Origin of the sequence: Pseudomonas sp. Sample_20, from assembly GCF_004307585.1 — a bacterium.
Taxonomy (GTDB): domain Bacteria; phylum Pseudomonadota; class Gammaproteobacteria; order Pseudomonadales; family Pseudomonadaceae; genus Aquipseudomonas; species Aquipseudomonas atacamensis.
This window is the reverse complement of the sequence record NZ_RCOA01000076.1, coordinates 1-24,345: the sequence shown is the minus strand read 5'-3', so window position 1 is coordinate 24,345 and position 24,345 is coordinate 1. Positions and strand designations below refer to the sequence as shown.

The window sequence follows — 24,345 nt, the reverse complement described above, 5'->3', positions numbered from 1 at the left end:
TGCAAAGCGGCATGGACGACTACCTGACCAAACCGATCAGCGAGCGGCAACTGGCGCAGGTGGTGTTGAAGTGGACCGGACTGGCCCTGCGCAATCAGGCGCCGGAGCGCAGCGGCGACAGCGCGGCGAGTCAGCAGGAACTGCCGGTGCTCGATCACGAAGAAGGCTTGCGTCTGGCAGCGGGCAAAGCGGATCTGGCGGCAGACATGCTCGCCATGCTGCTGGCCTCGCTGGAAGCCGACCGCGAAGCGATTCGCGCCGCGCGGGACAGCCACGACCAGAATGCCCTGCTTGAACGCGTGCACCGTTTGCACGGCGCCACCCGTTATTGCGGCGTGCCGCAACTGCGCGCCGCCTGCCAGCGCAGCGAAACCCTGCTCAAGCAGGACGATCCGAAAGCCGCCGCCGCGCTGGATGAACTGGAGCGCTCGATCAATCGACTCGCAGCGCAGGCGCGCATCAGCGCCTGATCCACGGCAAGGCGCTGCACGCGCAAAGCGCTACAGTTGTCGCGGGCCATTGCGGCCCGCGTCGATGTTCCAGGAGGATTCATGCGCACAATCTTTTTCAGCAGTCAGACCTACGATCGCGACAGCTTTCTCGGCGCCGACTGCCCGGCCGGGCTCGAATTGCATTTTCAAGCGGCGCGACTGAGCCTCGATACGGCGGCGTTGGCCGAGCAGCACGAAGTGGTCTGCGCGTTCATCAATGACGACCTCAGCGCACCGGTGCTCGAACGCCTCGCTGCTGGCGGTACGCGGCTGATTGCCCTGCGTTCGGCCGGTTATAACCATGTCGACCTGCCGGCGGTGAAACGCCTCGGCCTGGCCGTCGTGCGTGTGCCGGCCTACTCGCCGCATGCCGTAGCCGAACATGCCGTGGCGCTGATCCTCGCCCTCAATCGTCGCTTGCATCGCGCCTACAACCGCACCCGCGAAGGCGATTTCAGCCTGCATGGCCTGACTGGTTTCGATCTGGTCGGCAAGACCGTCGGCATCGTCGGCACCGGACAGATCGGTGCAACGTTCGCGAAAATCATGCACGGCTTCGGCTGTGAATTGCTGGCCTACGATCCGTATCCCAATCCCGAGGTGCTGGCGTTGGGCGCACGTTATCTGAGCCTGCCGGAGTTGCTCGCGCAGTCGCGGATCATCAGCCTGCATTGCCCGCTCAACGAGCAGAGCAAGCACCTGATCAATCGCGACTCACTGGCGCACATGCAGGCGGGGGCGATGCTGATCAACACCGGGCGTGGCGGGCTGGTGGACACGCCGGCGCTGATCGACGCGCTGAAGGACGGTCAACTCGGGTATCTGGGGCTGGATGTTTACGAGGAAGAGGCGCAGCTGTTTTTCGAGGATCGCTCCGACCTGCCGTTGCAGGACGATGTGCTGGCGCGTCTGCTGACGTTTCCCAACGTGATCATCACCGCGCATCAGGCGTTTCTGACCCGCGAAGCACTGGGCGCGATTGCCGCGACCACCCTGCACAACATCGCGACCTGGGCGGCAGGTGCGCCGCAGAACCAGGTCGAGGGTTGAACGGTTTTACTTGGACAGCGAAGACGCCAGGATCAGCAAGCCCAGCCAGCCGAAACCGAGCAGGCGCTGCTTGCTCGAATGGCCGTTGCGCAGCAGGAACCAGACGAAAAACGCTGGCAACAGAAACACCATGATTTTCAGCCAGCCTTCCACCGGGCGACTGCCATCGGCGTTGAGCGGTTGCTGCGCCTCGCGGGCCTGTTCTGCGGCCTGCTGACGACGGCGACGCCCTGCTGCTGCCGGCATCACTTTGGGTAAAGGCTCGGACACTGGCGGCGCAACCGCCTCGGGCACTGCGTTGTTACGTGGCAGGCTGCCGAAGGAAATCGTCGAGGCTTGCACCGGTGCCGCCGTCGATTGCGCCTGCATGGCGGCATGTTCGGCCATCGGCGCGCCGCAGTGAATGCACACCAGCGCTTCGGAACTGATGCTCCGCTTGCATTCATAACATTCGATCAGCGCCATGTTCCGTTCCTTCAGATTCGGGGGCCGGCAGTTTGCCATGACTGTCGGCGCATTTGAACCGGATCGAAGGTCGCACGCGTGCATCATTCTGCAATCGAGCCCGTGCTAGCATGTCGCGCATATTTGGAGGACCCATGGTCGAACACGATTTCCGCTACACCCTGATGAACCCGCAACACACCCTCACCGAATGCCGCGCCCTGGTTCCGGGCCGCTATCAGGTGACCGGCAACGGTGGCTCGATCCGTATCGGCGATGCCCTGTTGGTCACGCTCAAAGGCAGCAAGGATTTGTCCATGCGCCTGACCGTCGACACGGTCCGCCACCTGATCAATCCGCCAGGCCACTGGACCGCAATGACCACAGGCCCGGTGTTCGGCGAACTGGCCATTCACACCTGGCAGGTCAACTGCGACAGCTGCGCGAAAGAGCTGAGCTTCGAATTCGCCGTGGACGCCAAACTCGGCAAGTCCGCCGAGAAACCCGCCGCCACCGCGCGCATCGCCGAGCTCGGCTGGAAAGCCGTCGGCGACAAGCACCTGTGCCCGAAATGCCAGGAGCCTGCGTGATGAAACGCCTCGCCCTGACCGCACTGATCGGTGTCGGCCTGGTCGGTTGCGCCGCAGAGCCGGTGCAACTGCAGCACAACCGCAGCTACATTCTGGAATGGATCGGCGAGCGGCCATTGATGGATTACAGCCATCTGACCGTGACCCTTGGCGATGACGGCCGCGCCTACGGCAACGGCGGCTGCAACCATTGGTTCGCGCCTTACACGCAGGACGGCGACAAGCTGAGCTTCGGCAAGATCGGCAAGACCCGCAAGCTCTGCGCCCCGGCGTTGATGGAGCAGGAACAACGCTTCTTGCAGGCGCTGGAAAAAGTCGAGCGCTGGGACATTTCGCCGATCGAGCAGATACGCTTCTGGCCGGCTGAAGGCAAACCGTTGCGCTGGTGGCTGGAAGAGGGCTGAGCCCTTCTGTGCCCGCAGGGGTTACCTGTGGCGAGGGGATTCATCCCCGTTGGGCTGCGTAGCAGCCCTGAGTTTGCAGTTCGCCCGGAACTGCGCATGGGGCCGCTTCGCGACCCAACGGGGATGAATCCCCTCGCCACAGGTTACTTGTTCCGCAACGCCTCCAGCTTCGCCATTACCCCCGCCGCCGTCTGCTCACCCAGCAACTGCTCACGCACCTTGCCCTTGTCATCGATGATGAACGTCACCGGCAGCGCCTCACTGCGCGGCAGGTCGAACAGCTCGGCCGGATCCTGCGCCAGCACGGTGAACTTGATGCCGAGTTTCTCGCTCGCCTCTTTCAATTCCGCGCCCTGCACGTTGTCGAAGTTGACCCCGAACACCCCGACGTTCTTGCTCTTGAGCTCATCAGCCAAATGATTCAGCTCGGGAATTTCCGTGCGGCATGGGCCACACCATTCGGCCCAGTAATTGAGCACCACCCACTGTTTGTCCAGACGTTCGGACGCTACCTTGTGGCCGTTCTGGTCGATGCCGTAATCATTACCGCAGCCCCCCAGCATCAACGCCCCGAGAATCGTCAATGCCGCTGCCAATCGCCGTGTCATGTCGTGTTCCTTGTGAAAATTCGAAAGCGCCTGCGACCCATCGCCTCTGACGGTTCTGGATTGCGCGCCGCACAGTTAGAATAGCCGCCACTTTACGCCAGAAGCGACCCGCCATGACCGATCTGACGCTTTATCACAATCCGCGCTGCTCGAAATCCCGCGGCGCGCTGGAACTGCTCGAAGCCCGCGGCTTGACTCCGACTGTCGTGCGCTACCTGGAAACGCCGCTCAGCGCCACGCAGATCAAGGCCCTGCTCGGCAAGCTCGGGATCAGCGCGCGGCAGCTGCTGCGCAGCGGTGAAGAGGAATACAAAACCCTGAACCTGGCCGACGCCAGCCTCAGCGAGCAGCAGCTGATCGACGCCATCGCCGCGCACCCGAAACTCATGGAGCGGCCGATTCTGGAAGTCGGCGACAAAGCCGTCATCGGTCGCCCACCGGAAAACGTGCTGGAGTTGTTGCCATGAGCACGCCGTACATTCTGGTTCTCTATTACAGCCGCAACGGTTCGACCAACGAGATGGCACGGCAAATCGCCCGTGGCGTCGAGCAGGCCGGAATGGAAGCGCGTCTGCGTACGGTGCCGGCGATTTCCACCGAGTGCGAAGCGGTGGCGGCGGAGATTCCCGCTGAAGGCGCGCTCTACGCCAGCCTCGATGATCTGAAGAACTGCGCCGGCCTCGCCTTGGGCAGTCCGACGCGTTTCGGCAACATGGCCGCGCCGCTCAAGTACTTCCTCGATGGCACCAGCAACCTCTGGCTGACTGGCGCGCTGGTCGGCAAACCGGCCGGTGTGTTCACCTCCACCGCCAGCCTCCACGGCGGTCAGGAAACCACGCTGTTGTCGATGATGTTGCCGCTGTTGCATCACGGCATGTTGATCACCGGCCTGCCCTACAGCGAATCGGCCCTGCTCGAAACCGAAGGTGGCGGCACGCCGTACGGCGCCAGCCATCACGCCGGTGCCGACGGCAAGAACGGTCTCGATCAGCACGAAGTGGCGCTGTGTCGCGCACTCGGTCTGCGCCTGGCGAAAACCGCGCAGAAACTGGTGGGCTGATGGCGAAGAAGCCGAAAGTCCTGCCCTCGATAGAGTGGCTTGAGCCACGGGTCAAGGCGATGCGCGTGCTCAGCCTGCTGAGCTTTTTCGCCCTCGCCGGCTTGCTCGCTGTTTATTACCTGGTGTTCGCCGACCTGCATGGCGCGCGGCCTTGGGTGATTCTGCTGGTCGAGCTGATCCCGTGGCTGGTGCTCGCCCCGGCGATGATCATGGGCAGCGCCCGTGGCCATTCATGGATGTGTTTTGTGGTGAACCTGTATTTCATCAAAGGCGCCCTGGCGGCGTACGACCCCAACCGGCAGCTGTTCGGCCTGCTGGAAATGGCCGCGAGCCTGGCGGTGTTCTGCTCGGCGCTGTTGTATGTGCGCTGGCGCTATCAGCTGAATCGCAAATTGGCTGGCGAAGGCGAGATCAGCGTCGCCTGACCGATCGCCATCAGTTGCTACACCGATCGTTCCCACGCTCTGCGTGGGAATGCATCCAGAGACGCTCTGCGTCTCAGGGACGCGGAGCGTCCCGGGCGGCGTTCCCACGCGGAGCATGGGAACGATCGGATTGACTCAATGGTTCACGGTATAGGCGAGCATCATCGAAATCTGGCTCATCGGCCGTCCGCCGCTCTGTTCGTGCCACTGGTTGAACGCGTTCTGCACCGTCGCCAGATCACGCTGGCTGGTCGGCACTTTGTCGACGATCTTCTGCGCATTCAGCGCCGCGACCACGTCGTAGCTCGGCACGAACGTGTCCTTGCCGACCATGCGCAAAAAGCGCGGCGCCGACAGCCCGCCGAGTTGGTGGCCGTGCTTTTTCAGGTAGGTCCACAGGCCGACGATATCGGTCACCGGCCAGTCGGCGATCAGCGCGCCGAAGCTGCCCTTGTCCTTTTCCACATCGAGAATGAACTGCGCATTGCGCGGCACGCTTTTCAGCTTGCCGAGGTGGCGGATGATCCGCGCGTCCTGCATCAGGCGCTCAAGGTGTTCGGCGCTCATCAGCACGACTTTTTCCGGATCGAACTTGAAGAACACTTCTTCGAACGCCGGCCACTTGGCATCAACCAGGCTGTGCTTGAGCCCGGCGCGAAAAACCCGCAGGGCCATGGTCGAGAGGTAGCGGTCGTCGCGGATCTTGCGCAGTTGTGCGGGGGTCTTGGGAACGGGCAGATGGGCTTCCAGTTCAGCCGCCGAACCGAAACGGTTCAGACAGTATTCGTGCAGCCACTTGTAATCGCGCATGCCCTCTCCTGAGGTTTGGAAATGAATAACACCTGCAGAAGCACGCCCCTGTGGCGAGGGGATTCATCCCCGCTGGGCTGCGCAGCAGACCCCGAGATTTTGGGGCCGCTTCGCGCCCCAGCGGGGATGAATCCCCTCGCCACAGGGCTCGCTTCTACAGGTTGTGTTTACAGATTGACGACATTGACGAAACGCGAAGCCGCGGTCTCGTCGATCTTCAGGCTGGTGAAGTCGAACAGGTTGCGGTCGGCCAGTTGCGACGGCACCACGTTCTGCAGGCTGCGGAAAATCGATTCGGTACGGCCCGGGGTCTTGCGATCCCAGTCCTGAAGCATTTCCTTGACCACCTGGCGCTGCAGGTTTTCCTGCGAGCCGCAGAGGTTGCACGGGATGATCGGGAATTGCTTCAAGTCCGAGTAGGCCTGAATGTCCTTCTCGTTGCAGTACGCCAGCGGACGAATCACCACGTTGCGGCCATCGTCGGCGCGCAGCTTCGGCGGCATCGCTTTCAGGGTGCCGTTGAAGAACATGTTGAGGAAGAACGTTTCGACGATGTCGTCGCGGTGATGACCGAGGGCCATTTTCGTCGCGCCGATTTCGTCAGCAAAGGTGTACAGGGTGCCGCGACGCAGGCGCGAGCACAGCGAACAGGTGGTCTTGCCTTCCGGCACCAGTTCCTTGACCACCGAGTAAGTGTCCTTCTCGACGATGTGATACTCGATGCCCAGTTCTTTCAGGTAGGCCGGCAGCACGTGCTCGGGAAAGCCCGGCTGTTTCTGGTCCATGTTCACCGCGACGATGTCGAACTTGATCGGTGCAACCTTCTGCAGGTGCATCAGCACGTCAAGCATGGTGTAGCTGTCCTTGCCCCCGGACAGGCAGACCATGACCTTGTCGCCGTCTTCGATCATGTTGAAATCGGCGATCGCTTCGCCGGCCAGGCGGCGCAGGCGCTTTTGCAGTTTGTTCTGGTTGACCGTAAGAGTGCCCATGACGCGAAATCCGTGAGGTGTGACGAAAGGCCGGCATTTTACGCAAAAACCCCGGTAGCGCGAAGCATCTGTGGCGAGGGGAGTTATCCCCGCTGGGTTGCGAAGCAGCCCCAAAACCTGAGAACTCGTAATGCCTGACACTGCGCGGTGAATGGCTTGGCGACTGCTGTGCAGCCGAACGGGGATGAATCCCCTCGCCACAAAAGAGTTTCGACCTCAACAATGCCTTCCCCGCAAGACCCCGAGGCGATTAAGCCTCATGTTTACAGCGCAATTTGCTCTAAGTTGGCCATACCGGTGCGCTGGAGTCCTTTCTATACTGCGACATAAGGTCGCACACATCTAAAGACCTGTATTTGCTCGGCCATCTTGGCCCGTAGGCGCTCCGTTGGGGGGCGATGGCAATGACAAGAGGAGTGAATGGCATGATCCATCACGTAGTGGGACTGTTTACCCACCCCGATCAGGAATGGAAGGAGATCCGTGGCGACCAAGAGGAAAGCATCAGCCACATGTACCTGACGCACACGCTGATCCTGGCGGCGATCCCTGCGGTCTCGGCGTTCATCGGCACGACCCAGGTCGGTTGGGTGATCGGCAACCGCGCGCCGGTGATGCTCACGTTCGAAAGCGCCTTGTGGATGACCATCATGTCGTACCTGGCGATGCTCGGCGGGGTCGCGGTGATGGGCGCCTTCGTGCACTGGATGGCGCGCACCTATGACGCCAATCCAAGCTTGGCCCGTTGCGTGGCGTTTGCCACATACACCGCGACACCGTTGTTCGTCGGCGGTCTGGCGGCGCTGTATCCGCACATGTGGCTGGGGATGATCGTCGGCACAGCGGCCATCTGCTACACGGTGTATCTGTTGTATGTCGGCCTGCCGACCTTCATGAACATCCCTTCGGATGAAGGTTTCCTGTTTTCCAGCTCGGTGCTCGCCGTCGGCCTGGTGGTGCTGGTGGCGATCATGGCATTCACCGTGATTGTCTGGGGCCTGGGTGTCGGCCCGGTCTATACCAACTGACCTGTTTCCTGCCTGAGAAAAACAACATCTGCCAATACAGGCCGCCGCAAGGCGGCCTTCTCGTTGGGCAACGACCATTCGGCAGGTCGGCGATTCGCAAGTCGCCGGGGTTGCGGCATACTCGGCGTCTCTGGAGATCCATCAAGCATGCCCGAGCAACTCAATACCCGCGTCGAAGATTGTTACCAACTCGCTGAATCCTTTTTCAAACGCTCCTTCAAACGCCCCGTCGTCAGCCTCAAGCTGCGCGGGCAGAAAGCCGGTGTCGCGCATCTGCACGAGAATCTGCTGCGCTTCAATCCGCAGCTGTACCGGGAAAACACCGAGCACTTCCTCAAGCAGACCGTCGCTCACGAAGTCGCTCACCTGATCGCGCATCAACTGTTCGGCGACCGCATCCAGCCGCATGGCGAGGAGTGGCAACTGATCATGCGCGGCGTCTACGAACTGCCGCCGGACCGCTGCCACACCTATGAAATCAAGCGGCGCAGCGTGACCCGCTACATCTACAAATGCCCGTGCCCCGACAGTGATTTCCCGTTTACCGCCCAGCGCCATGGCCTGGTGCGGCAAGGGCGGCGGTATCTGTGCCGGCGCTGCCGCAGTACGCTGGTGTTCAGTGGTGAAATGCGGGTGGAATGACAGTTTTGTAGAGTATCGGCGGGCCCCTTCGCGAGCAGGCTCGCTCCCACAGGGGAATGCATTTCAATGTGGGAGCGAGCCTGCTCGCGAAGGCGGCGGCATGAGCGCTACAGAATCACCCTGGCCGAACGCAACTCGGCGATCCGCTCAGCACTCAACCCTAACTCCCCCAACACCTCGTCCGTATGCTGCCCCAACCCCGCGCCAACATGCCTTGGCTCCGGCAACGCCTCAGAAAATTTCAACGGACACGCCATCTGCGCCTGCGTCGTGCCATCGCCGCGCGGCACCTGAGTCACCAGCTTCCGCGCCTGCATTTGCGGATGGCGCAGCGCCTCGCCCAGACTCAATACCGGCTCGACACAGGCATCGACCCCGGCGAACAACTCACACAGTTCTGCAAAATCATGCCGCTCGAATTCAATGCGCAACGCCTCTTTCAAGGCCTGTTGTTGCTCAGGCCTGGGCGACAACCCTTGCGCCGCCAGTTCCGGCCGGCCCAGCGCCGTGCACAATTGCTGCATGAAGGCCGGCTCCAGACTGCCCACCGACATCCAGCGCCCATCCCGGGTGCGGTAATAATCGTAAAAGCTGCCGCCATTGAGCATCTGGTCTTCCCGACCGGGTTCCGCGCCGCAGGCCAGATAACCCGCGCCGGCCATGGCGTTCAGGCTGAACGCGCAGTCGGTCATGCTCACATCCAGATGGGTGCCCTGCCCGGTTTGCTGGCGGGCAATCACCGCTGCCAGCAAGCCGATCACGCCGTGTAGCGAGCCGCCCGCCACGTCCGCCACCTGCATGCCCAGCGGCAACGGCCCGCTGTCGGCGCGTCCGGTGTAACTGGCGAGTCCCGCCAGCGCCAGATAGTTGATGTCATGCCCGGCGCGTTCCTTGTACGGCCCGGTCTGGCCGTAACCGCTGATCGACACATAAATCAGCTTTGGATTGATCGCTTTCAACGCTTCATAACCCAGGCCCAGACGCTCCATCACCCCGGGGCGAAACTGCTCGAGCACGATGTCGTATTCGCCCAGCAGTTGCTTGATGATCTCCAACGCTTCGGGCTGTTTCAGATCCAGCGCCAGACTGCGCTTGTTGCGGTTCAGATAAGCGTGGCTGGCCGAGACACCGCCATCATGCGGCGGCAGCACCCGCAGCAGATCCATACGGGTTGGCGATTCGATGCGCAGCACCTCGGCGCCCATGTCCGCCAGCAGCAACGAGGCGAACGGCCCCGGCAGCAAGGTCGAGAAATCGAGAATCTTCAGTGAGGCCAGCGGTGCAGACATGGGCGAACTCCTTGGGCGATGCACTCAGCCTAGGCAGCCATCGTCGATGCGGCAATCACCGCAAATGTCAGCAGGTGTGACCGTTGCGCTCAAATTCCGGGCAAGAAAAAACCCCTGTGGCGAGGGGATTTATCCCCGATGGGTCGCGAAGCGGCCCCTTCTCTGGAATTGGAAGAAGAGGCCCGCTGTGCAGTCCATCGGGAGTAAATCCCTCACCACAAGGGATTTTTTACAACCTCACATCGTACTGATGCGCAGTTCTTGTATTTACTTCACATTGCTCGGGGTTGGGCCTTCAGCCACACCCAGGTCGTCTTCCTCACGCTCGTCGGAGATACCGCGACCGCCAGAAGCCAGCTCGGTCTGCAGTTGATCGGTGTCCAGTTCCTTGACCCACTTGGCGACGACGATGGTCGCAACAGCGTTACCGACCAGGTTGGTCAGCGCGCGGGCTTCGGACATGAAACGGTCGATACCGAGGATCAGCGCCAGACCGGCAACCGGCAGGTGACCTACCGCCGACAGCGTTGCGGCCAGCACGATGAAGCCCGAACCGGTCACACCCGCCGCGCCTTTGGAGGACAGCAGCAGTACCAGCAGCAGGGTGATCTGGTGGGTGATGTCCATGTGCGTGTCGGTCGCCTGAGCGATGAACACGGCCGCCATGGTCAGGTAGATCGAAGTACCGTCGAGGTTGAACGAGTAACCGGTCGGGATCACCAGACCCACGACGGATTTCTTCGCGCCCAGACGCTCCATCTTGATCAGCATGCGTGGCAGTGCCGATTCCGACGAGGACGTGCCCAGTACGATCAACAGTTCTTCACGGATATAGCGCACCAGCTTGAATACGCTGAAACCGTGAGCACGGCAGATCGCACCCAGCACCAGCACGACGAACAGGATGCAGGTGATGTAGAAGCAGATCATCAACTGGCCCAGTTGCACCAGCGAGCCGACACCGTAGGCACCGATGGTGAACGCCATGGCACCGAACGCACCCAGCGGCGCCAGTTTCATGATCATGTTGATGATGTTGAACATCACGTGGGCGAAGCGATCGATCATGTCCAGCAGCGGACGGCCGTACGAGCCGAGGCGATGCAGGGCGTAGCCGAAGATCACCGAGAACATCAGCACTTGCAGGATGTCACCGGTGGCGAACGCGCCGACGATGGTGTTCGGGATCACATTGAGGAGGAAACCGACAATGCTCTGGTCTTTACTGGCCGTCACGTAGGTGGCGATTTTCGAGGCGTCGAGGGTGGTGACGTCGATGTGCATGCCGGCGCCCGGTTGCACAACGTTGACCACGATCAGACCGATCAGCAGGGCAATGGTGGAAACAATTTCGAAGTACAGCAGCGCGTAGCCGCCGGTCTTGCCCACCGACTTCATGTTCTGCATGCCGGCGATGCCGCTGACAACAGTACAGAAGATGATCGGGGCGATGACCATTTTGATCAGCTTGATGAAGCCGTCACCCAGTGGCTTGAGGGCCACACCGGTCTGCGGATAGAAGTGACCAAGCAGGATGCCGATGGCGATGGCAACGATCACCTGGAAATACAGGGATTTGTACAGTGGCTGACGAGTCGTCATTGCAGGTTTCCTCAAGCGTCCAGCGGCAACATCCATCTGTCGAGCGCTGAACCTTAATTGCGAACCCTCCTGCACTGGAGGGATTTGTTGTTGGAACGGCATTTTTCCCGGTCGGAGAAATGCACGCTTCTGTAGCTTGTATCGCAAACGTCGTGCCAGATTGGTGCGAATGGCAGCAAGCCTTTTGATATCAGGGCCTGCGGGATTTTCCTGTCACCAATCAGCGACTTGAGGCATGGCGGATTTCCGCCAACTGAGCGTTCAGCGTCCTGCAATTTGGCGGAAATCCGCCTTGTTGCGTTGCCGGCCCGCCGTTACGATCGGTGCCTGAACAAGGATTGCCGCTTATGCGCGAACGCACCATCGCCAGCCATTTCGCCCGTGCCGCCCTTGGCGGTGCGCGCCGGCGCGGCCTGGATTATTCAGGCCTGTTACAGCAACTGGGGATCAGCGCGGAATTGCTCGACGAGCCCCGCGCGCGGATTGCCCCGGAGCAGTTCACCCGGCTGATTCAGGGCTTGTGGCTGGTGCTGGACGACGAATACCTGGGTTTCGGTAAAGCCCCGAGCAAGCCCGGCAGCTTCGCCATGATGTGCCACGCCTCGATTCACTGCCGCAACCTGGAGAAGGCTCTGCAACGTGGCTTGTTGTTTTACAGCCTGTTCCTCGACGCCCCACGCCTGACCCTGCGTCGCGAAGACGACTGGGTGCGTTTGAGCCTGGACGACGCGCAGTGGTGGGACCCGGATCATTTTCTCAGCGAGAGTCTGTTGGTGATCTGGCACCGCCTCGGCAGTTGGCTGATCGGCCAGCGCATTCGCCTCGAGCAGGCAACCTTCAGCTATCCGCGCCCCGAGCACGGCAGCGAATACGACCTGCTGTTCCCCTGCCCGCTGACCTTTGATGCCGAGCAGAGCAGCCTGCTGTTTCACAGTCGCTACCTGGCCATGCCGCTGTTGCAGGACGAACGCACGCTCAAGCATTTTCTCGAACGCTCCCCCGCCGACCTGCTCTCGCGCCCGGACGACGGCGACAGCCTGAGCAGCCGTCTGCGCCGCTTGCTCAGTCGCGACGCTGCGCACTGGCCTGATCTGGAAGCGGTTGCGGCGCATCTGCATATCAGCCCGCAGACCTTGCGCCGGCACTTGCGCGAGGAAGGCACCAGTTTTCAGGAGCTCAAGGATCAGCTGCGGCGGGATATCGCCATCTACCATCTGGGCCGCGCGGATCTGTCGTTGCAGCAGATTGCCGAGCAGCTCGGGTTTTCTGAGCCTTCGGCGTTTCATCGGGCGTTCAAGAAATGGACGGGGCTGACACCGGGGGCTTATCGGGCACAGGAGTTGTGAAGTCAGACGCCTTCGCGAGCAGGCTCGCTCCCACAGGAGAATGCGTTTCAAGGTGGGAGCGAGCCTGCTCGCGAAGAGGCTGGCACTGCCAACCTTCACACCGCAGGAAAATGAATCCTGAACGCCGCCCCGCCCATCGGTGAATCACCCAAGGCCAAACGGGCGTTGTAGCTTTCGATGATGTCCTTGACCACCGCCAGCCCGATGCCCTGCCCGGGATGCTGGGCATCCAGGCGTTCGCCGCGTTCCAGAATCCGCGCACGCTGATCGAGGGGCACGCCCGGGCCATCATCCTCGACGCACAATTCGATCCCGGCCAAGGACTCGCGCACGCTGACCCGCACTTCGCCGAGGCACAGGCGATAGGCGTTTTCCAGCAGGTTGCCGAGCATTTCCAGCAAGGCGCCCTGCTCGATCGGCACGTAGCAATGCTCCGGCAGATCAAAGGCCACGCGCACATGTTTGTCGCGGTAGACCTTGTCCAGCGTGTCGCAGAGGCTTTTGAGCACCGGTTGCAGGCGCACCTGATGGCGCACCAGACCGCTTTTGCGCAGGCTGGCCCGTTGCAGCTGGTAGCTGATCTGCTGGCTCATGCGTTCGATCTGGCCTTGCAGGACCCAAGCCTGGTCGCGGTCTGCGGGACGCTGGGCCATGTCTTCGCTGACACCTTGCAGTACCGCCAACGGGGTTTTCAGGCTGTGGGCGAGGTCGTCGAGGGAGTCGCGGTAGCGACTGCGTTGCTGGCGTTCGCTGAGCAGCAAGCGGTTGAGCGAGCCGGTCAGGCGCAGCAGTTCACGCGGGTGTTTTTCGGTCAGGCTTTCGCGGGTGCCGCCTTCGATTTCGTCGAGTTCCTGGCTCAAGCGGCGCAAGGCCTTGAGGCCCCAGGTCAGGCCGATCCATAGCAGCGCCAGCAAGACCAGCAATGCCGCGCCGAAGCCCAGATAGAGATTTTCCCGCAGGCCTTCGAGGGTGGTTTCGTATTCGCGCACCGGTTGCAGAGCGACGATGCTGAACGCTGCGCTTTTGCCGCCGAGCAGTTTGACTTCGACGTCGTAGACGAAGAACTCCTGACCGCTGGCTTCACGAATCCGCGCGAACTCGTTGCCGAGGCCGTCGTAACGCGGTTTGTAGTTGATCTGTTCTTCCTGGGTGGCTTTCGAGCGCCACACCAGTTTGCCGTCGCGGTCGTAGATATAGCCGAGCAGGCGGAAATCGGTGAGGTTGAAGCGCTCGTCCGGCAATTGCGACGGCATCACCAGCCGACCGTTTTCCACCCGCGCGGCGGAGATCAATGTGGTGACGTCGGAGGCCAGGCGTTGTTCGATCGAGTCCTGCAAGGCAAGGCTGAAGGCGCCCTGCATCGCCGGCAGCAAGGCAAGCATGAACAGCACCGCCAACGTGGTGGCGGCGAGCATCAAGCGAACGCGAAGGGAACGGATCAAGTGCAGCGCTCATTGAACAGGTAACCGAGGCCGCGCACGGTGTCGATCGGTTTGAACCCGGCCGGGCCTTCGAGCTTGCGGCGCAGACGGCCGACCAGCACTTCGATGACATTCGGATCGCGCTCGTCGTCATCCGGATACAGCTGCTCCATCAAGCGATCCTTGGGCACCACCTGCTGATGGTGGCGCATGAGGTATTCGAGGATGCGGTATTCGTAAGCAGTCAGCGCCAGCGGTTGCTCATCGAGGCTGGCCTGTTTGCGATTGAGGTCGAGCAGCAACGGCCCGGCGACGATGGTCGACTGGGTGAAACCGCTGGAGCGGCGCAGCAATGCGTTCAGGCGTGCGTCGAGTTCTTCGAACTGAAACGGCTTGACCACGTAATCGTCGGCACCGGCGGCGAGTCCTTCAACCTTGTCCTGCCAGTTGCCGCGCGCAGTGAGTATGAGGATCGGGAAGGTCTTGCCGCCCGAGCGCAACTGGCGGATCAGGTCGAGGCCGCCCATGCCCGGCAGGCCGAGATCGATCACCGCCAGATCGAAGTTGTACTGGCCGGTCTGGTACAGCGCCTCCTCGGCATTGGCCACGGACTCGACCACATGACCGCTTTCCGTCAGGCGGGTTTGCAGGTGATGACGCAACAGCGCCTCGTCTTCGACGACCAACAGTTTCATAAAACTCTCCAAATCACTCGAAATCTCAACACCCTCCTGTGGGAGCGAGCTTGCTCGCGAATGCGTTGTTCCAGTCAACGATGATGTTGAATGAAACATCGCTTTCGCGAGCAAGCTCGCTCCCACAGGTTTTCAGGATGAATCTCTCCTTAGAAATAGTAGTTGGCCGACAGGTAGGTCTGCGCGCTGCTGGTCAAGCCCAGCGAGCCCTGTTTGCTGCCGCCGCTCTCTTTCATTTCGGTGCTGGCGTTGCTGCGCAGGTAACGGTAACCGAGTTCTATCGAGGTGTTCTGCGAAACTTGCTGCAACACACCGACCTGGCCACCGATGGCGTAACCGATGTCGCTGTCACGGCTGAAGCCGGGCGAATCCTGCGTCAGCTTGGTCAGACCGGCCGTGGCGCCACCGAACAACTTGGTGCTGCCGCCCACCGGGTAGAACAGGTCATAGCTGCCGAGCAGATTTTCCTGGCGCAGTTTAACGCCATTGTGCGAGCCGGAAACGTTGTCGTAGGTGGCGTAGTAGCGGCCCTGGCTGTTTTGCTGACCGAGGCGCATGCCGTAGGTGTTGTTGCCGTCGATGGCCCCGGTGACGTTGGGGTTGCCGAGATTGTTGTTGAGCGCGTGGGACTTGTCGATCTTGTCGCTGGTCTGGCCGAACGTCAGGCCGGCGAAGTTGCTGGTGTCGTCGGCGTTCGCCGCGATGCTGGAGCCTAACAGGGTAAAAGCCAGCAGCAGTTTGTTGATACGAGTCATGGGTATTTCCTCTTTCACAGTGCTGTTTGGGTATGGCGCAAGGTTACTGAGCCGCCCCTGTACGGCCCCTGAACCGTCTCTGAACCTGACCTGAACCGGATCGACTAGGCTGTTCTGACCACTTTCAATAAGGAGATCCGACCATGCGCCTGTTCCTCGCCCTCACTTTGCTGGCAGTCAGCAGCTTCACCCAGGCTGCGATCAAGACTGAAGAGATTCCCTACCAAAGCGCCGACGGCAGCCAACTGATCGGCTACTACGCCTATGACGACGCGATCAAAGGCCCACGCCCCGGCGTTGTCGTGGTTCACGAATGGTGGGGGCTGAACGATTACGCCAAGCGCCGCGCGCGGGATCTTGCCGAACTCGGCTACAGCGCTCTGGCCATCGATATGTACGGTGAAGGCAAAAACACCGAGCACCCGAAAGACGCCATGGCCTTCATGCAGGCAGCGACCAAGGATGCCGATGCCGCCAGTAAACGCTTCGCCGCCGGGCTCGATCTGTTGAAGAAGCAAAAGCAGACCGACCCGAACAGGATCGCCGCCATCGGCTATTGCTTCGGTGGCGCCGTGGTGCTGAATGCGGCGCGTCAGGGTGTGCCGCTGGCCGGCGTGGTGAGTTTCCATGGCGCGCTGGCAACCAAGACCCCGGCGACTCCGGGCAGCGTCAAGGCGAAAATCCTCGTCGAGCACGGTGCGCTGGACAGCATGGTCACTCAGGACCACGTCACCGCGTTCAAGTCGGAGATGGACAAGGCCGGGGCGGACTACCGGTTCGTCAGTCTGGATGGCGCCAAGCATGGCTTCAGCAACCCGGATGCCGATCGCCTGAGCCATGGCGAGCATGGCGGGCCGGACATTGGTTACAACAAGGCGGCGGATGAAAAATCCTGGGCGGATATGCAGGCGTTCTTCAAGAAGATTTTCGGCTGAGTCAGTAGCGACCGAGGCGCGGCCTTCGCGAGCAGGCTCGCTCCCACACCGGATATCTGTCGCCCAGAAGATCCCTTGTGGGAGCGAGCCTGCTCGCGAAGGCTTCACCGCCGTTCTCGACCTTGCCTCGACTAACCGGCAAAATGCCCGCCATGCATATCACCCCCGCCCTGCCCGCCTGCTGCACTGCGCTCGACAGCCACTGGCCGTTGCCGACGGTCCTGGCCGATACCGTGCTGCTCAGTACCCACTTCGACCCGGCACGCCTGCTTGGCGATGACTTCCAGCGCAGCGCTGTGCCGGCGCCACCGAGCATTCAGCGCTCGGTAGCCAAACGCCAGGCCGAATTCCTGGCCGGGCGCGTCTGCGCCCGTGCCGCGCTGCAACAACTCGAAGGCCTGAATATCGTCCCGCCGATTGGCGAAGACCGCGCGCCGGTGTGGCCGGCGCATATCTGCGGCTCGATCACCCACAGCACCGGCCGCGCGGCAGCGATTGTTGCCAACAAGCAGCACTGGCGTGGCTTGGGCATGGATCTGGAAAACCTGTTGAGCCACGAGCGCGCTGAACGCCTGGCCGGGGAAATTCTCACGCCGGCGGAAATGCAGCGCATGGCGGCGGGTTCTCAGGAGCAACTGGCGCTGCGGGTGACCCTGACGTTTTCGGTCAAAGAGAGCCTGTTCAAGGCGCTGTACCCGATCGTGCAGCAGCGCTTTTATTTCGAGCATGCCGAAGTGCTGGAATGGACTGCGGCGGGTCAGGTCAGGCTGCGGTTGTTGACGGATCTGTCGAGGGAATGGCGCAATGGATCGGAGCTGGAGGCGCAGTTTGCAGTGCATGATGGGCAGTTGTTGAGTCTGGTCAGTATTCCTGCCTGAAGTTTTGCATTGCCTGTTATGGCGCCTTCGCGAGCAGGCTCGCTCCCACAGGGGATTGCATTTCAAATGTGGGAGCGAGCCTGCTCGCGAAGGCAGCATCCCGAATCTCAGCGGCGCTCCTGATTCCTCGGCCAGCTCAGACTGAAACAGGCCCCACCCAGACTCTTGCTCTTGCCAATGATCGCGCGCCCGTCGTGCCAGTGAATGATCCGCCGCACAATCGACAAGCCCAGACCATGCCCGCCCGAGGCCCGCGTGCGGCTATCGTCGAGGCGCAGAAACGGCGTGAAGATCCGCTCCCACGCCACTTCCGGCACGCCCGGTCCGTCGTCCTCGACGTCGATCCGGCAACGCAACTGGCCGACCTGATAACTTACCGTCACTTGTGAATGCGCATGGCGCATCGCGTTGCCCACCAGATTCTGCAGCGCTCGATGCAGATAACGCGGTTCGGCCTCGACCCAGGCGCCGTCATTGTCGGCCGATGACAGACACAATCCGCGCTGCACCGTGACCTCGGCGCGCAGCGGCGCCAATTCTGCGATCACCTGATTGACCAGCGCATCCAGATCGATTCGCTGGAAAATCAGCGCCGGCGAGCCTTGCTCCAGTCGTGCGTAGGTGAGCATTTCGTCGACCAGCTTGTCGAGGTCCTCGATGTCGTGATCCATGCCTTCACGGTATTTCTCCAGTGCCTGCGGGGTGGTGGCCGTGCCGATCATTTCCAGCCCGAAACGCAACCGTGCCACAGGGGTACGCAGTTCATGAGACACCGCGCGCACCAGTTCACGCTGGATCGCCAGCAGTTGCTGCAAGTGCTCGGCCATGCCGTTGAACGCAGACGCCAGCCGCCCGACCGAGTCGGCACCGCGCGCCGGCACACGGGTTTCCAGGCTGCCCTTGGCGATCCGCGTGGCCGCCGCTTCGAGGCCGCGCAAACGTCGTTCAAGCTGACGCACCAACAGATAAACGATAAGGCCGATCAGCGTCAGGCCCAGCGCGGCGATCAATACCAGCCATTCCGGCGGGTACGGATTCATCTGATACAGCGGGCCGATTTCCAGCACCCACGGCGTGCCGACCATACCGGCGAAGACGCGGATCGAATCGCCGCCCTTGCCCAGTGCCATCACCGTATCGCCCTCGGCCACGCGGCGACTCTGGTCTTCGTCCATGTCGGCGTCATTTACCGTGACCAGACGCAGATCGAAGCCAAAGCCCTTTTCCTGCTTTATCTGGGCCAGACGCTTGGGCTGTTCGCCGACCGGTACCCGCACCAGCTCATCGGCCAGCAAATAGATGGTCGCTCGGGCCAGTTGCTCGCTGATCTGCTGCACCTCTCCTACCAGTACAAGCTGCTCTTTTTCACTGATCAGCCGATAGACCTTGGCCGCATGTGGCCCCGTCTGCTCGACCAGCGCCTGACCGCGCAGCACACGGGTGCGCTGGGCCAGATCAAGGTCGGTTGCAGAGAATTTCTTCAGCGTCAGCGGGATGCCGAGCAGCCGCTCCCACACCAGCAGCGCGCGATGGCGTTCGGTCTGGTTCATCGGTTGCAGATTGTCGGCCATCAGCGAGAAGGTGCCGTGGGCCAGGCGCTCGCGGTATTGCTCGCTGCGCACCTGATTGAGCAGGTTCAGCGCCAGCACGCCGAGCACCGCTACCAGAATCAGCGCGGCGCACATGCCGCCGTAGATGCGCAGGAAGATCGAATTCACAGCGCCAGGTCTGCGCAGGCTTCCGGGACGAACAGATAGCCTTTGCTGCGGATGGTCTTGATCAGGCGCGGATGGTCGGGGTCGTCGCCGATTTTCGGGCGGATGCGCGAGATACGCACGTCGATCGAGCGGTCCTGGCCGTCGTAGCCGATGCCGCGTAATGCAGTGAAGATTTCTTCCCGGGAAAGTATCCGCCCGGCGTTGGACACCAGCAGCCACAGCAGGTCGAACTCGGCGCTGGTCAGCTCGATGCCGTTGTCGCTCAGCCAGGCTTCACGTAACGCGTTGTCGACCACCAGTGGACCGAATTGCAAACGCCGGGATTTTTCCGCGGCCGGCTCCGGTGTGTCACTGCGGCGCAGCAACGCCTGGATCCGCGCCAGCAACAAGCGCGGGCGTACCGGTTTGCACACATAGTCGTCGGCACCGAGGTCGAGGCCGTGGATCTGATCAGCGTCATCGGTGCGCGCGGTGAGCATCAGGATCGGCCCGTCGTACTGGCTGCGCACCTTGCGGCAGATGCTCAGGCCATCCTCGCCGGGCAGCATCAGGTCGAGGATCACCAGATCCGGCTGCTCCTTGATGATCCGCGCCGCCGCCAGCGCACCGTTGCCTTCGATCTCCACGCGCAGGCCATTGGCTTGCAGGTAATCGCGGGTGAGCTCGGCCAGTCGCTGGTCATCCTCGACGATCAATACCTGCCAGGTTTGTTGCTCCACCGGTGACCTCTGCTTGCTGTTTTTATTGATATGAGAAGGCTGTGCTGAATGGACGCGGTCCCTGTAGGAGCTGACGAGTGAAACGAGGCTGCGATCTTTTGATCTTGCTCTTGAAAAATCATAATCAAAAGATCTCAGCCTTCGGCAGCTCCTACACGAGTCCTCCCGATCATTTGTCATGTTCATGGAGGATAAAAATGCCCATGCGCCCAGCGATTGTATAAACGCCGGCCACCCGGAAAACAAGTCGGTAAATGCGTTCGGACAAGGCCGAATTCTGTGATAGGGTTCGCGCCCTTAAAAAACCGCTGAAGCGTTTTTCCAGGCAAAAAAACAGTGACAAACGGTCTGGCTCAGCAGGTTCGCGGCCTACACGCGTTTTCCCTGTTTCTTACACAAATTACGCACAGGCTTATCCACAGGTAGTACGTTGCAATCCCCCCCTGAAACGCATTATCTTGTAGCACGGCGAAAACGGAGACCCTACATATAGGGTTTTCACCTAAAACGCCCAACCACATTTCAGACCTGAAACTCAAGTGCTTTATGGCCGGTTTCCGGTAGAACAAGCGAGTTTTTTCAAGCCCAAACCGCACTGGCGGATGGCACCGTTTTATTTGGTCCGAAACGGACAAAACGGTATGGGTGTTGCAGTCATGACTGCCACCCGCGGAGGAATCCGGTGGCGAGCTTCGGCTCGTAACCAAAACTTCGGCAAGGATGCGGCGTTGCAGCCTTTTTCCTACTGTTCCGAAGTTTGTAATGCCGACGCCCGTCGGTTGCAGTGCTTCGGTACAGAACGGTGAGCACCATGACGGTGCCAAACAAACATAGAGAATGTGGAGACCACCCCCCATGCAAACCGACACAACTCGCGAGAACCCGCAGGGCACCTTGCCGCAGGCCGCCGATTCGACTTCGGATCTGGCAGCCACCGCGCCTGGCCAGCTGCGCGTGATCAAGCGTAATGGCACTGTCGTTCCTTACACCGATGACAAGATCACCGTCGCTATCACCAAAGCGTTCCTCGCAGTTGAGGGCGGCACCGCTGCCGCCTCGTCGCGAATCCACGACACCGTTGCGCGCCTGACCGAGCAGGTCACCGCGACCTTCAAGCGTCGCATGCCATCGGGCGGCACCATCCACATCGAAGAAATCCAGGACCAGGTCGAACTGGCCCTGATGCGTGCCGGCGAGCAGAAAGTCGCTCGCGACTACGTGATCTACCGTGACGGCCGTTCGAAAGAGCGCGCAGCTCACGCTCCTGCCGAAGCAGCAGTCAACGCGCACCCGTCGATCCGCATCACCCGCGCCGACGGCAGCCTCGCGCCGCTGGACATGGGCCGCCTGAACACCATCGTTACCGAAGCCTGCGAAGGCCTGGAAGAAGTCGACGGCGACCTGATCCAGCGCGAAACCCTGAAGAACCTGTACGACGGCGTGGCCCTGACCGACGTCAACACCGCGCTGGTGATGACCGCCCGTACCCTGGTCGAGCGCGAGCCGAACTACTCGTTCGTTACCGCCCGCCTGCTGATGGACACCCTGCGTGCCGAAGGCCTGAACTTCCTCGAAGTCGCCGAAAGCGCCACCCATCACGAAATGGCCGACCTGTACGCCAAGGCCCTGCCGGCCTACATCGCCAAAGGTATCGAGTTCGAACTGCTGAACCCTGTGCTGGCCACCTTCGACCTGGAAAAACTGGGCAAGGCGATCAACCACGAGCGCGATCAGCAATTCACCTACCTGGGCCTGCAGACCCTGTACGACCGCTACTTCATCCACAAGGATGGCGTGCGTTTCGAACTGCCTCAGATCTTCTTCATGCGCGTGGCCATGGGCCTTGCGATCGAAGAGAAGCAGAAAGAAGACCGTGCGATCGAGTTCTACAACCTGCTGTCCTCGTTCGACTACATGGCTTCGACCCCGACCCTGTTCAACGCCGGTACCCTGCGTCCACAGCTGTCGAGCTGCTACCTGACCACCGTGCCGGATGACCTGTCGGGCATCTATCACGCGATCCACGACAACGCCATGCTGTCGAAATTTGCCGGCGGCCTGGGCAACGACTGGACGCCGGTGCGTGCGCTGGGTTCGTACATCAAGGGCACCAACGGCAAGTCGCAAGGCGTTGTGCCGTTCCTCAAAGTAGTGAACGACACCGCTGTGGCCGTGAACCAGGGTGGCAAGCGCAAAGGCGCTGTGTGTGCCTACCTGGAAACCTGGCACATGGACATCGAAGAGTTCATCGAGCTGCGCAAGAACACCGGTGATGACCGTCGTCGTACCCACGACATGAACACCGCCAACTGGATCCCTGACCTGTTCATGAAGCGTGTCTTCGATGACGGCAAGTGGACCCTGTTCTCGCCATCCGAAGTACCGGACCTGCACGACCTGACCGGTAAGGCCTTCGAAGAGCGCTACGAGTACTACGAAGCGCTGACCGAGTACCCGGGCAAGGTCAAGCTGTTCAAGACCATCCAGGCCAAAGACCTGTGGCGCAAGATGCTCTCCATGCTCTTCGAAACCGGCCACCCATGGCTGACTTTCAAGGACCCGTGCAACCTGCGCAGCCCGCAGCAGCACGTCGGCGTGGTCCACAGCTCGAACCTGTGCACCGAGATCACCTTGAACACCAACAAGGACGAGATCGCCGTTTGCAACCTGGGCTCGATCAACCTGCCGAACCACATCGTCGACGGCAAGCTCGATACCGCCAAGCTGCAACGCACCGTGAACACCGCCGTGCGCATGCTCGATAACGTGATCGACATCAACTACTACTCGGTGCCGCAAGCGAAGAACTCCAACTTCCGCCACCGCCCGGTCGGTCTGGGCATCATGGGCTTCCAGGACGCTCTGTACCTGCAGCACATCGCCTACGGCTCCGACGCTGCCGTCGAGTTCGCCGACAAGTCGATGGAAGCGGTCAGCTACTACGCGATCCAGGCTTCCTGCGACCTGGCCGACGAGCGCGGCGCCTACGAGACGTTCAACGGCTCGCTGTGGTCCAAGGGCATCCTGCCGCTGGATTCGCAACAGATCCTGATCGAACAGCGTGGCGAGAAGTACATCGATGTCGACCTGAAGGAAACCCTTGACTGGGCACCGGTTCGCGCCCGTGTACAGAAAGGCATCCGTAACTCGAACATCATGGCCATCGCACCGACCGCGACCATCGCCAACATCACTGGCGTTTCGCAGTCGATCGAACCGACCTACCAGAACCTGTACGTGAAATCGAACCTGTCGGGCGAATTCACCGTGATCAACCCGTACCTGGTTCGCGACCTGAAGGCTCGCGGTCTGTGGGACTCGGTCATGATCAACGACCTGAAGTACTACGACGGTTCGGTGCAGCAGATCGAGCGCATCCCGCAAGAACTCAAAGAGCTCTATGCGACCGCGTTCGAAGTGGACACCAAGTGGATCGTTGACGCCGCCAGCCGTCGTCAGAAGTGGATCGACCAGGCCCAGTCGCTGAACCTGTACATCGCTGGCGCATCGGGCAAGAAGCTTGACGTGACCTACCGCATGGCCTGGTACCGTGGTCTGAAAACCACTTACTACCTCCGTGCCCTGGCCGCGACCAGCACCGAGAAGTCGACCATCAACACCGGTAAGCTGAACGCTGTTTCCAGCGGCGGCAACCACGGCGACGATTCGGTTCTGGCCGCTCCGGCAGGTCCGGCTCCAGTGCCAAAGGCCTGCGCGATTGACGAGCCGGATTGCGAAGCTTGCCAATAAGCTGAGCTGAGATCAGGCGTTGCGAGACGCCTGGGATCTTCAGGCAAAAGAAACCCCCGACAGACTTCTGGTTTGTCGGGGTTTTTGTTTTTTGGGGGGTTGGGTTTGGACGAATATCCGTTGCTGCGGTAACGGCTTCTTATGGTTTTGCTCTTACAGCGAGTCACCTTTTCAGAGACCTGGTCGTACGGTCGCTGCGCTACCACCCCCGCGTCGATCCCGTAACGAAGCCTGCCGAAGGGGTAAAAGATCAAGAGCCGAAGCAAAGCAAAAGCCAGATCAAAAGATCGCAGCCTTCGGCGGCTCCTACAATTGGATCGTGGGTATCTGGGCGAAATTGGTTGGCCGCCAGACCGCTATCGCGAGCAGGCTCGCTCCCACAAAAGCAAAAGCAAAGCAGCGCAGCTGCCCGCGGCAAAGCCGCACCACTCAACAATGAGCGCAAGCTCGAGTGCTCTTGATCTTGATCCACCGGCGACGTCGGAAGGCTGAGTGGAGGGATTGATCCGGGCGTGGGAGCGCAGCGACCGTCTGGCGCAGCCAGACACAGCGGAAGGAGGTGCAGCGAAGCAAACCGTAGCCGCTGCGCCCGGATCGATCCCGCAGCGAAGGAACCCGAGCCTGCGAGGGCCGAACGTAGGAGCAAGCCTTTTCGGTTACCTTTTTGGCGTTTGAAAAAGGTGACCCGCCGTA

24 protein-coding genes are annotated in these 24,345 nt (G+C 61.1%); 13 read left to right on the top strand and 11 right to left on the bottom strand.

What is annotated here, in order from left to right:
- On the top strand, positions 1–470 hold a 470-nt coding region (locus D8U70_RS16745), incomplete at its 5' end, for an Hpt domain-containing protein (RefSeq protein WP_177433978.1).
- 81 nt (positions 471–551) lie between these two features.
- The gene (locus D8U70_RS16740) at positions 552–1,541 is read left to right on the top strand and encodes a 2-hydroxyacid dehydrogenase (RefSeq protein ID WP_130929334.1); all 990 of its coding nucleotides are present in this window, start codon (positions 552–554) and stop codon (positions 1,539–1,541) included.
- A 6-nt stretch (positions 1,542–1,547) separates the two neighbouring features.
- Here D8U70_RS16740 and D8U70_RS16735 read toward each other — a convergent pair whose 3' ends face one another.
- Positions 1,548–2,006 carry a hypothetical protein gene (locus D8U70_RS16735; RefSeq protein ID WP_130929333.1) on the bottom strand — a complete coding sequence of 153 codons (459 nt, stop codon included), beginning with the start codon at positions 2,004–2,006 and terminating at the stop codon, positions 1,548–1,550.
- 134 nt (positions 2,007–2,140) lie between these two features.
- Between D8U70_RS16735 and D8U70_RS16730 the strand changes: the two genes are divergently transcribed.
- The gene (locus tag D8U70_RS16730; RefSeq protein WP_130929332.1) at positions 2,141–2,575 is read left to right on the top strand and encodes a hypothetical protein; all 435 of its coding nucleotides are present in this window, start codon (positions 2,141–2,143) and stop codon (positions 2,573–2,575) included.
- Positions 2,575–2,979 (top strand): META domain-containing protein, encoded by a 405-nt coding sequence (locus tag D8U70_RS16725; RefSeq protein ID WP_130929331.1) that lies wholly within the window; start codon positions 2,575–2,577, stop codon positions 2,977–2,979. Before D8U70_RS16730 ends, D8U70_RS16725 begins: the two co-directional genes overlap by 1 nt.
- Before the next feature lie 143 nt (positions 2,980–3,122).
- On the opposite strand, the gene D8U70_RS16720 is transcribed toward D8U70_RS16725, so the two are convergent.
- Positions 3,123–3,587 (bottom strand): TlpA disulfide reductase family protein, encoded by a 465-nt coding sequence (locus D8U70_RS16720; protein ID WP_130929330.1) that lies wholly within the window; start codon positions 3,585–3,587, stop codon positions 3,123–3,125.
- 113 nt (positions 3,588–3,700) lie between these two features.
- On the opposite strand from D8U70_RS16720, the gene arsC reads away from it, so the two are divergent.
- The 3 genes from arsC to D8U70_RS16705 are packed head-to-tail and all read left to right on the top strand — an operon-like array spanning position 3,701 to position 5,072.
- A complete protein-coding gene (gene arsC / locus D8U70_RS16715; protein ID WP_016773635.1) occupies positions 3,701–4,054 on the top strand; it encodes an arsenate reductase (glutaredoxin) in 354 nt (117 codons plus the stop codon).
- Positions 4,051–4,647 (top strand): NAD(P)H:quinone oxidoreductase, encoded by a 597-nt coding sequence (wrbA, locus tag D8U70_RS16710; protein WP_016773634.1) that lies wholly within the window; start codon positions 4,051–4,053, stop codon positions 4,645–4,647. The genes arsC and wrbA overlap by 4 nt, the downstream gene beginning before the upstream one ends.
- Entirely contained in the window at positions 4,647–5,072 is a 426-nt protein-coding gene (locus D8U70_RS16705) for a DUF2069 domain-containing protein (RefSeq protein WP_076563849.1), read from the top strand. Before wrbA ends, D8U70_RS16705 begins: the two co-directional genes overlap by 1 nt.
- A gap of 135 nt (positions 5,073–5,207) precedes the next feature.
- Here D8U70_RS16705 and D8U70_RS16700 read toward each other — a convergent pair whose 3' ends face one another.
- Both D8U70_RS16700 and ttcA read right to left on the bottom strand, forming a co-directional pair.
- Positions 5,208–5,882: a DNA-3-methyladenine glycosylase I gene (locus tag D8U70_RS16700; protein ID WP_016773632.1), complete on the bottom strand. Its 675-nt coding sequence runs from the start codon at positions 5,880–5,882 to the stop codon at positions 5,208–5,210.
- A gap of 167 nt (positions 5,883–6,049) precedes the next feature.
- Positions 6,050–6,874 (bottom strand): tRNA 2-thiocytidine(32) synthetase TtcA, encoded by an 825-nt coding sequence (gene ttcA, locus D8U70_RS16695; protein WP_056788114.1) that lies wholly within the window; start codon positions 6,872–6,874, stop codon positions 6,050–6,052.
- A 425-nt stretch (positions 6,875–7,299) separates the two neighbouring features.
- Between ttcA and D8U70_RS16690 the strand changes: the two genes are divergently transcribed.
- Positions 7,300–7,902, top strand: coding sequence for a Yip1 family protein (locus D8U70_RS16690; RefSeq protein WP_016773629.1), 603 nt, complete (start codon positions 7,300–7,302; stop codon positions 7,900–7,902).
- A gap of 147 nt (positions 7,903–8,049) precedes the next feature.
- On the top strand, positions 8,050–8,544 hold the full coding sequence (locus tag D8U70_RS16685) for a SprT family zinc-dependent metalloprotease (protein WP_024013976.1): 495 nt from the start codon (positions 8,050–8,052) through the stop codon (positions 8,542–8,544).
- A 107-nt stretch (positions 8,545–8,651) separates the two neighbouring features.
- Here D8U70_RS16685 and D8U70_RS16680 read toward each other — a convergent pair whose 3' ends face one another.
- Both D8U70_RS16680 and D8U70_RS16675 read right to left on the bottom strand, forming a co-directional pair.
- Entirely contained in the window at positions 8,652–9,833 is a 1,182-nt protein-coding gene (locus D8U70_RS16680; protein WP_130929329.1) for a CaiB/BaiF CoA-transferase family protein, read from the bottom strand.
- 267 nt (positions 9,834–10,100) lie between these two features.
- Entirely contained in the window at positions 10,101–11,435 is a 1,335-nt protein-coding gene (locus D8U70_RS16675; RefSeq protein WP_130929328.1) for a dicarboxylate/amino acid:cation symporter, read from the bottom strand.
- Positions 11,436–11,782: 347 nt separating this feature from the next.
- On the opposite strand from D8U70_RS16675, the gene D8U70_RS16670 reads away from it, so the two are divergent.
- A complete protein-coding gene (locus D8U70_RS16670) occupies positions 11,783–12,781 on the top strand; it encodes an AraC family transcriptional regulator (protein ID WP_130929327.1) in 999 nt (332 codons plus the stop codon).
- Positions 12,782–12,876: 95 nt separating this feature from the next.
- On the opposite strand, the gene D8U70_RS16660 is transcribed toward D8U70_RS16670, so the two are convergent.
- The 3 genes from D8U70_RS16660 to D8U70_RS16650 all read right to left on the bottom strand — a co-directional run bounded on the left by D8U70_RS16660 (position 12,877) and on the right by D8U70_RS16650 (position 15,652).
- Positions 12,877–14,223, bottom strand: a complete 1,347-nt coding sequence (locus D8U70_RS16660) for an ATP-binding protein (RefSeq protein ID WP_130929325.1) — start codon at positions 14,221–14,223, stop codon at positions 12,877–12,879.
- The gene (locus D8U70_RS16655) at positions 14,220–14,897 is read right to left on the bottom strand and encodes a response regulator transcription factor (RefSeq protein WP_016773623.1); all 678 of its coding nucleotides are present in this window, start codon (positions 14,895–14,897) and stop codon (positions 14,220–14,222) included. Before D8U70_RS16655 ends, D8U70_RS16660 begins: the two co-directional genes overlap by 4 nt.
- Positions 14,898–15,046: 149 nt before the next feature.
- Entirely contained in the window at positions 15,047–15,652 is a 606-nt protein-coding gene (locus D8U70_RS16650) for a hypothetical protein (RefSeq protein WP_130929324.1), read from the bottom strand.
- Positions 15,653–15,795: 143 nt separating this feature from the next.
- On the opposite strand from D8U70_RS16650, the gene D8U70_RS16645 reads away from it, so the two are divergent.
- Together D8U70_RS16645 and D8U70_RS16640 are read left to right on the top strand one after the other, a co-directional pair.
- Complete coding sequence (locus D8U70_RS16645; RefSeq protein WP_130929323.1) at positions 15,796–16,587, top strand: dienelactone hydrolase family protein; 792 nt, start codon at positions 15,796–15,798, stop codon at positions 16,585–16,587.
- A 152-nt stretch (positions 16,588–16,739) separates the two neighbouring features.
- On the top strand, positions 16,740–17,465 hold the full coding sequence (locus D8U70_RS16640) for a 4'-phosphopantetheinyl transferase superfamily protein (protein ID WP_130929322.1): 726 nt from the start codon (positions 16,740–16,742) through the stop codon (positions 17,463–17,465).
- Positions 17,466–17,572: 107 nt separating this feature from the next.
- Here the strand turns inward: D8U70_RS16640 and D8U70_RS16635 are convergent, their stop codons facing one another.
- Both D8U70_RS16635 and D8U70_RS16630 read right to left on the bottom strand, forming a co-directional pair.
- Complete coding sequence (locus tag D8U70_RS16635) at positions 17,573–19,183, bottom strand: ATP-binding protein (protein WP_130929321.1); 1,611 nt, start codon at positions 19,181–19,183, stop codon at positions 17,573–17,575.
- Positions 19,180–19,902: a response regulator gene (locus D8U70_RS16630; protein ID WP_024013985.1), complete on the bottom strand. Its 723-nt coding sequence runs from the start codon at positions 19,900–19,902 to the stop codon at positions 19,180–19,182. The genes D8U70_RS16635 and D8U70_RS16630 overlap by 4 nt, the downstream gene beginning before the upstream one ends.
- Positions 19,903–20,757: 855 nt before the next feature.
- Here D8U70_RS16630 and D8U70_RS16625 point away from each other — a divergent pair.
- The gene (locus D8U70_RS16625) at positions 20,758–23,652 is read left to right on the top strand and encodes a ribonucleoside-diphosphate reductase subunit alpha (protein ID WP_024013986.1); all 2,895 of its coding nucleotides are present in this window, start codon (positions 20,758–20,760) and stop codon (positions 23,650–23,652) included.
- The last annotated feature ends 693 nt before the right edge of the window (positions 23,653–24,345 follow it).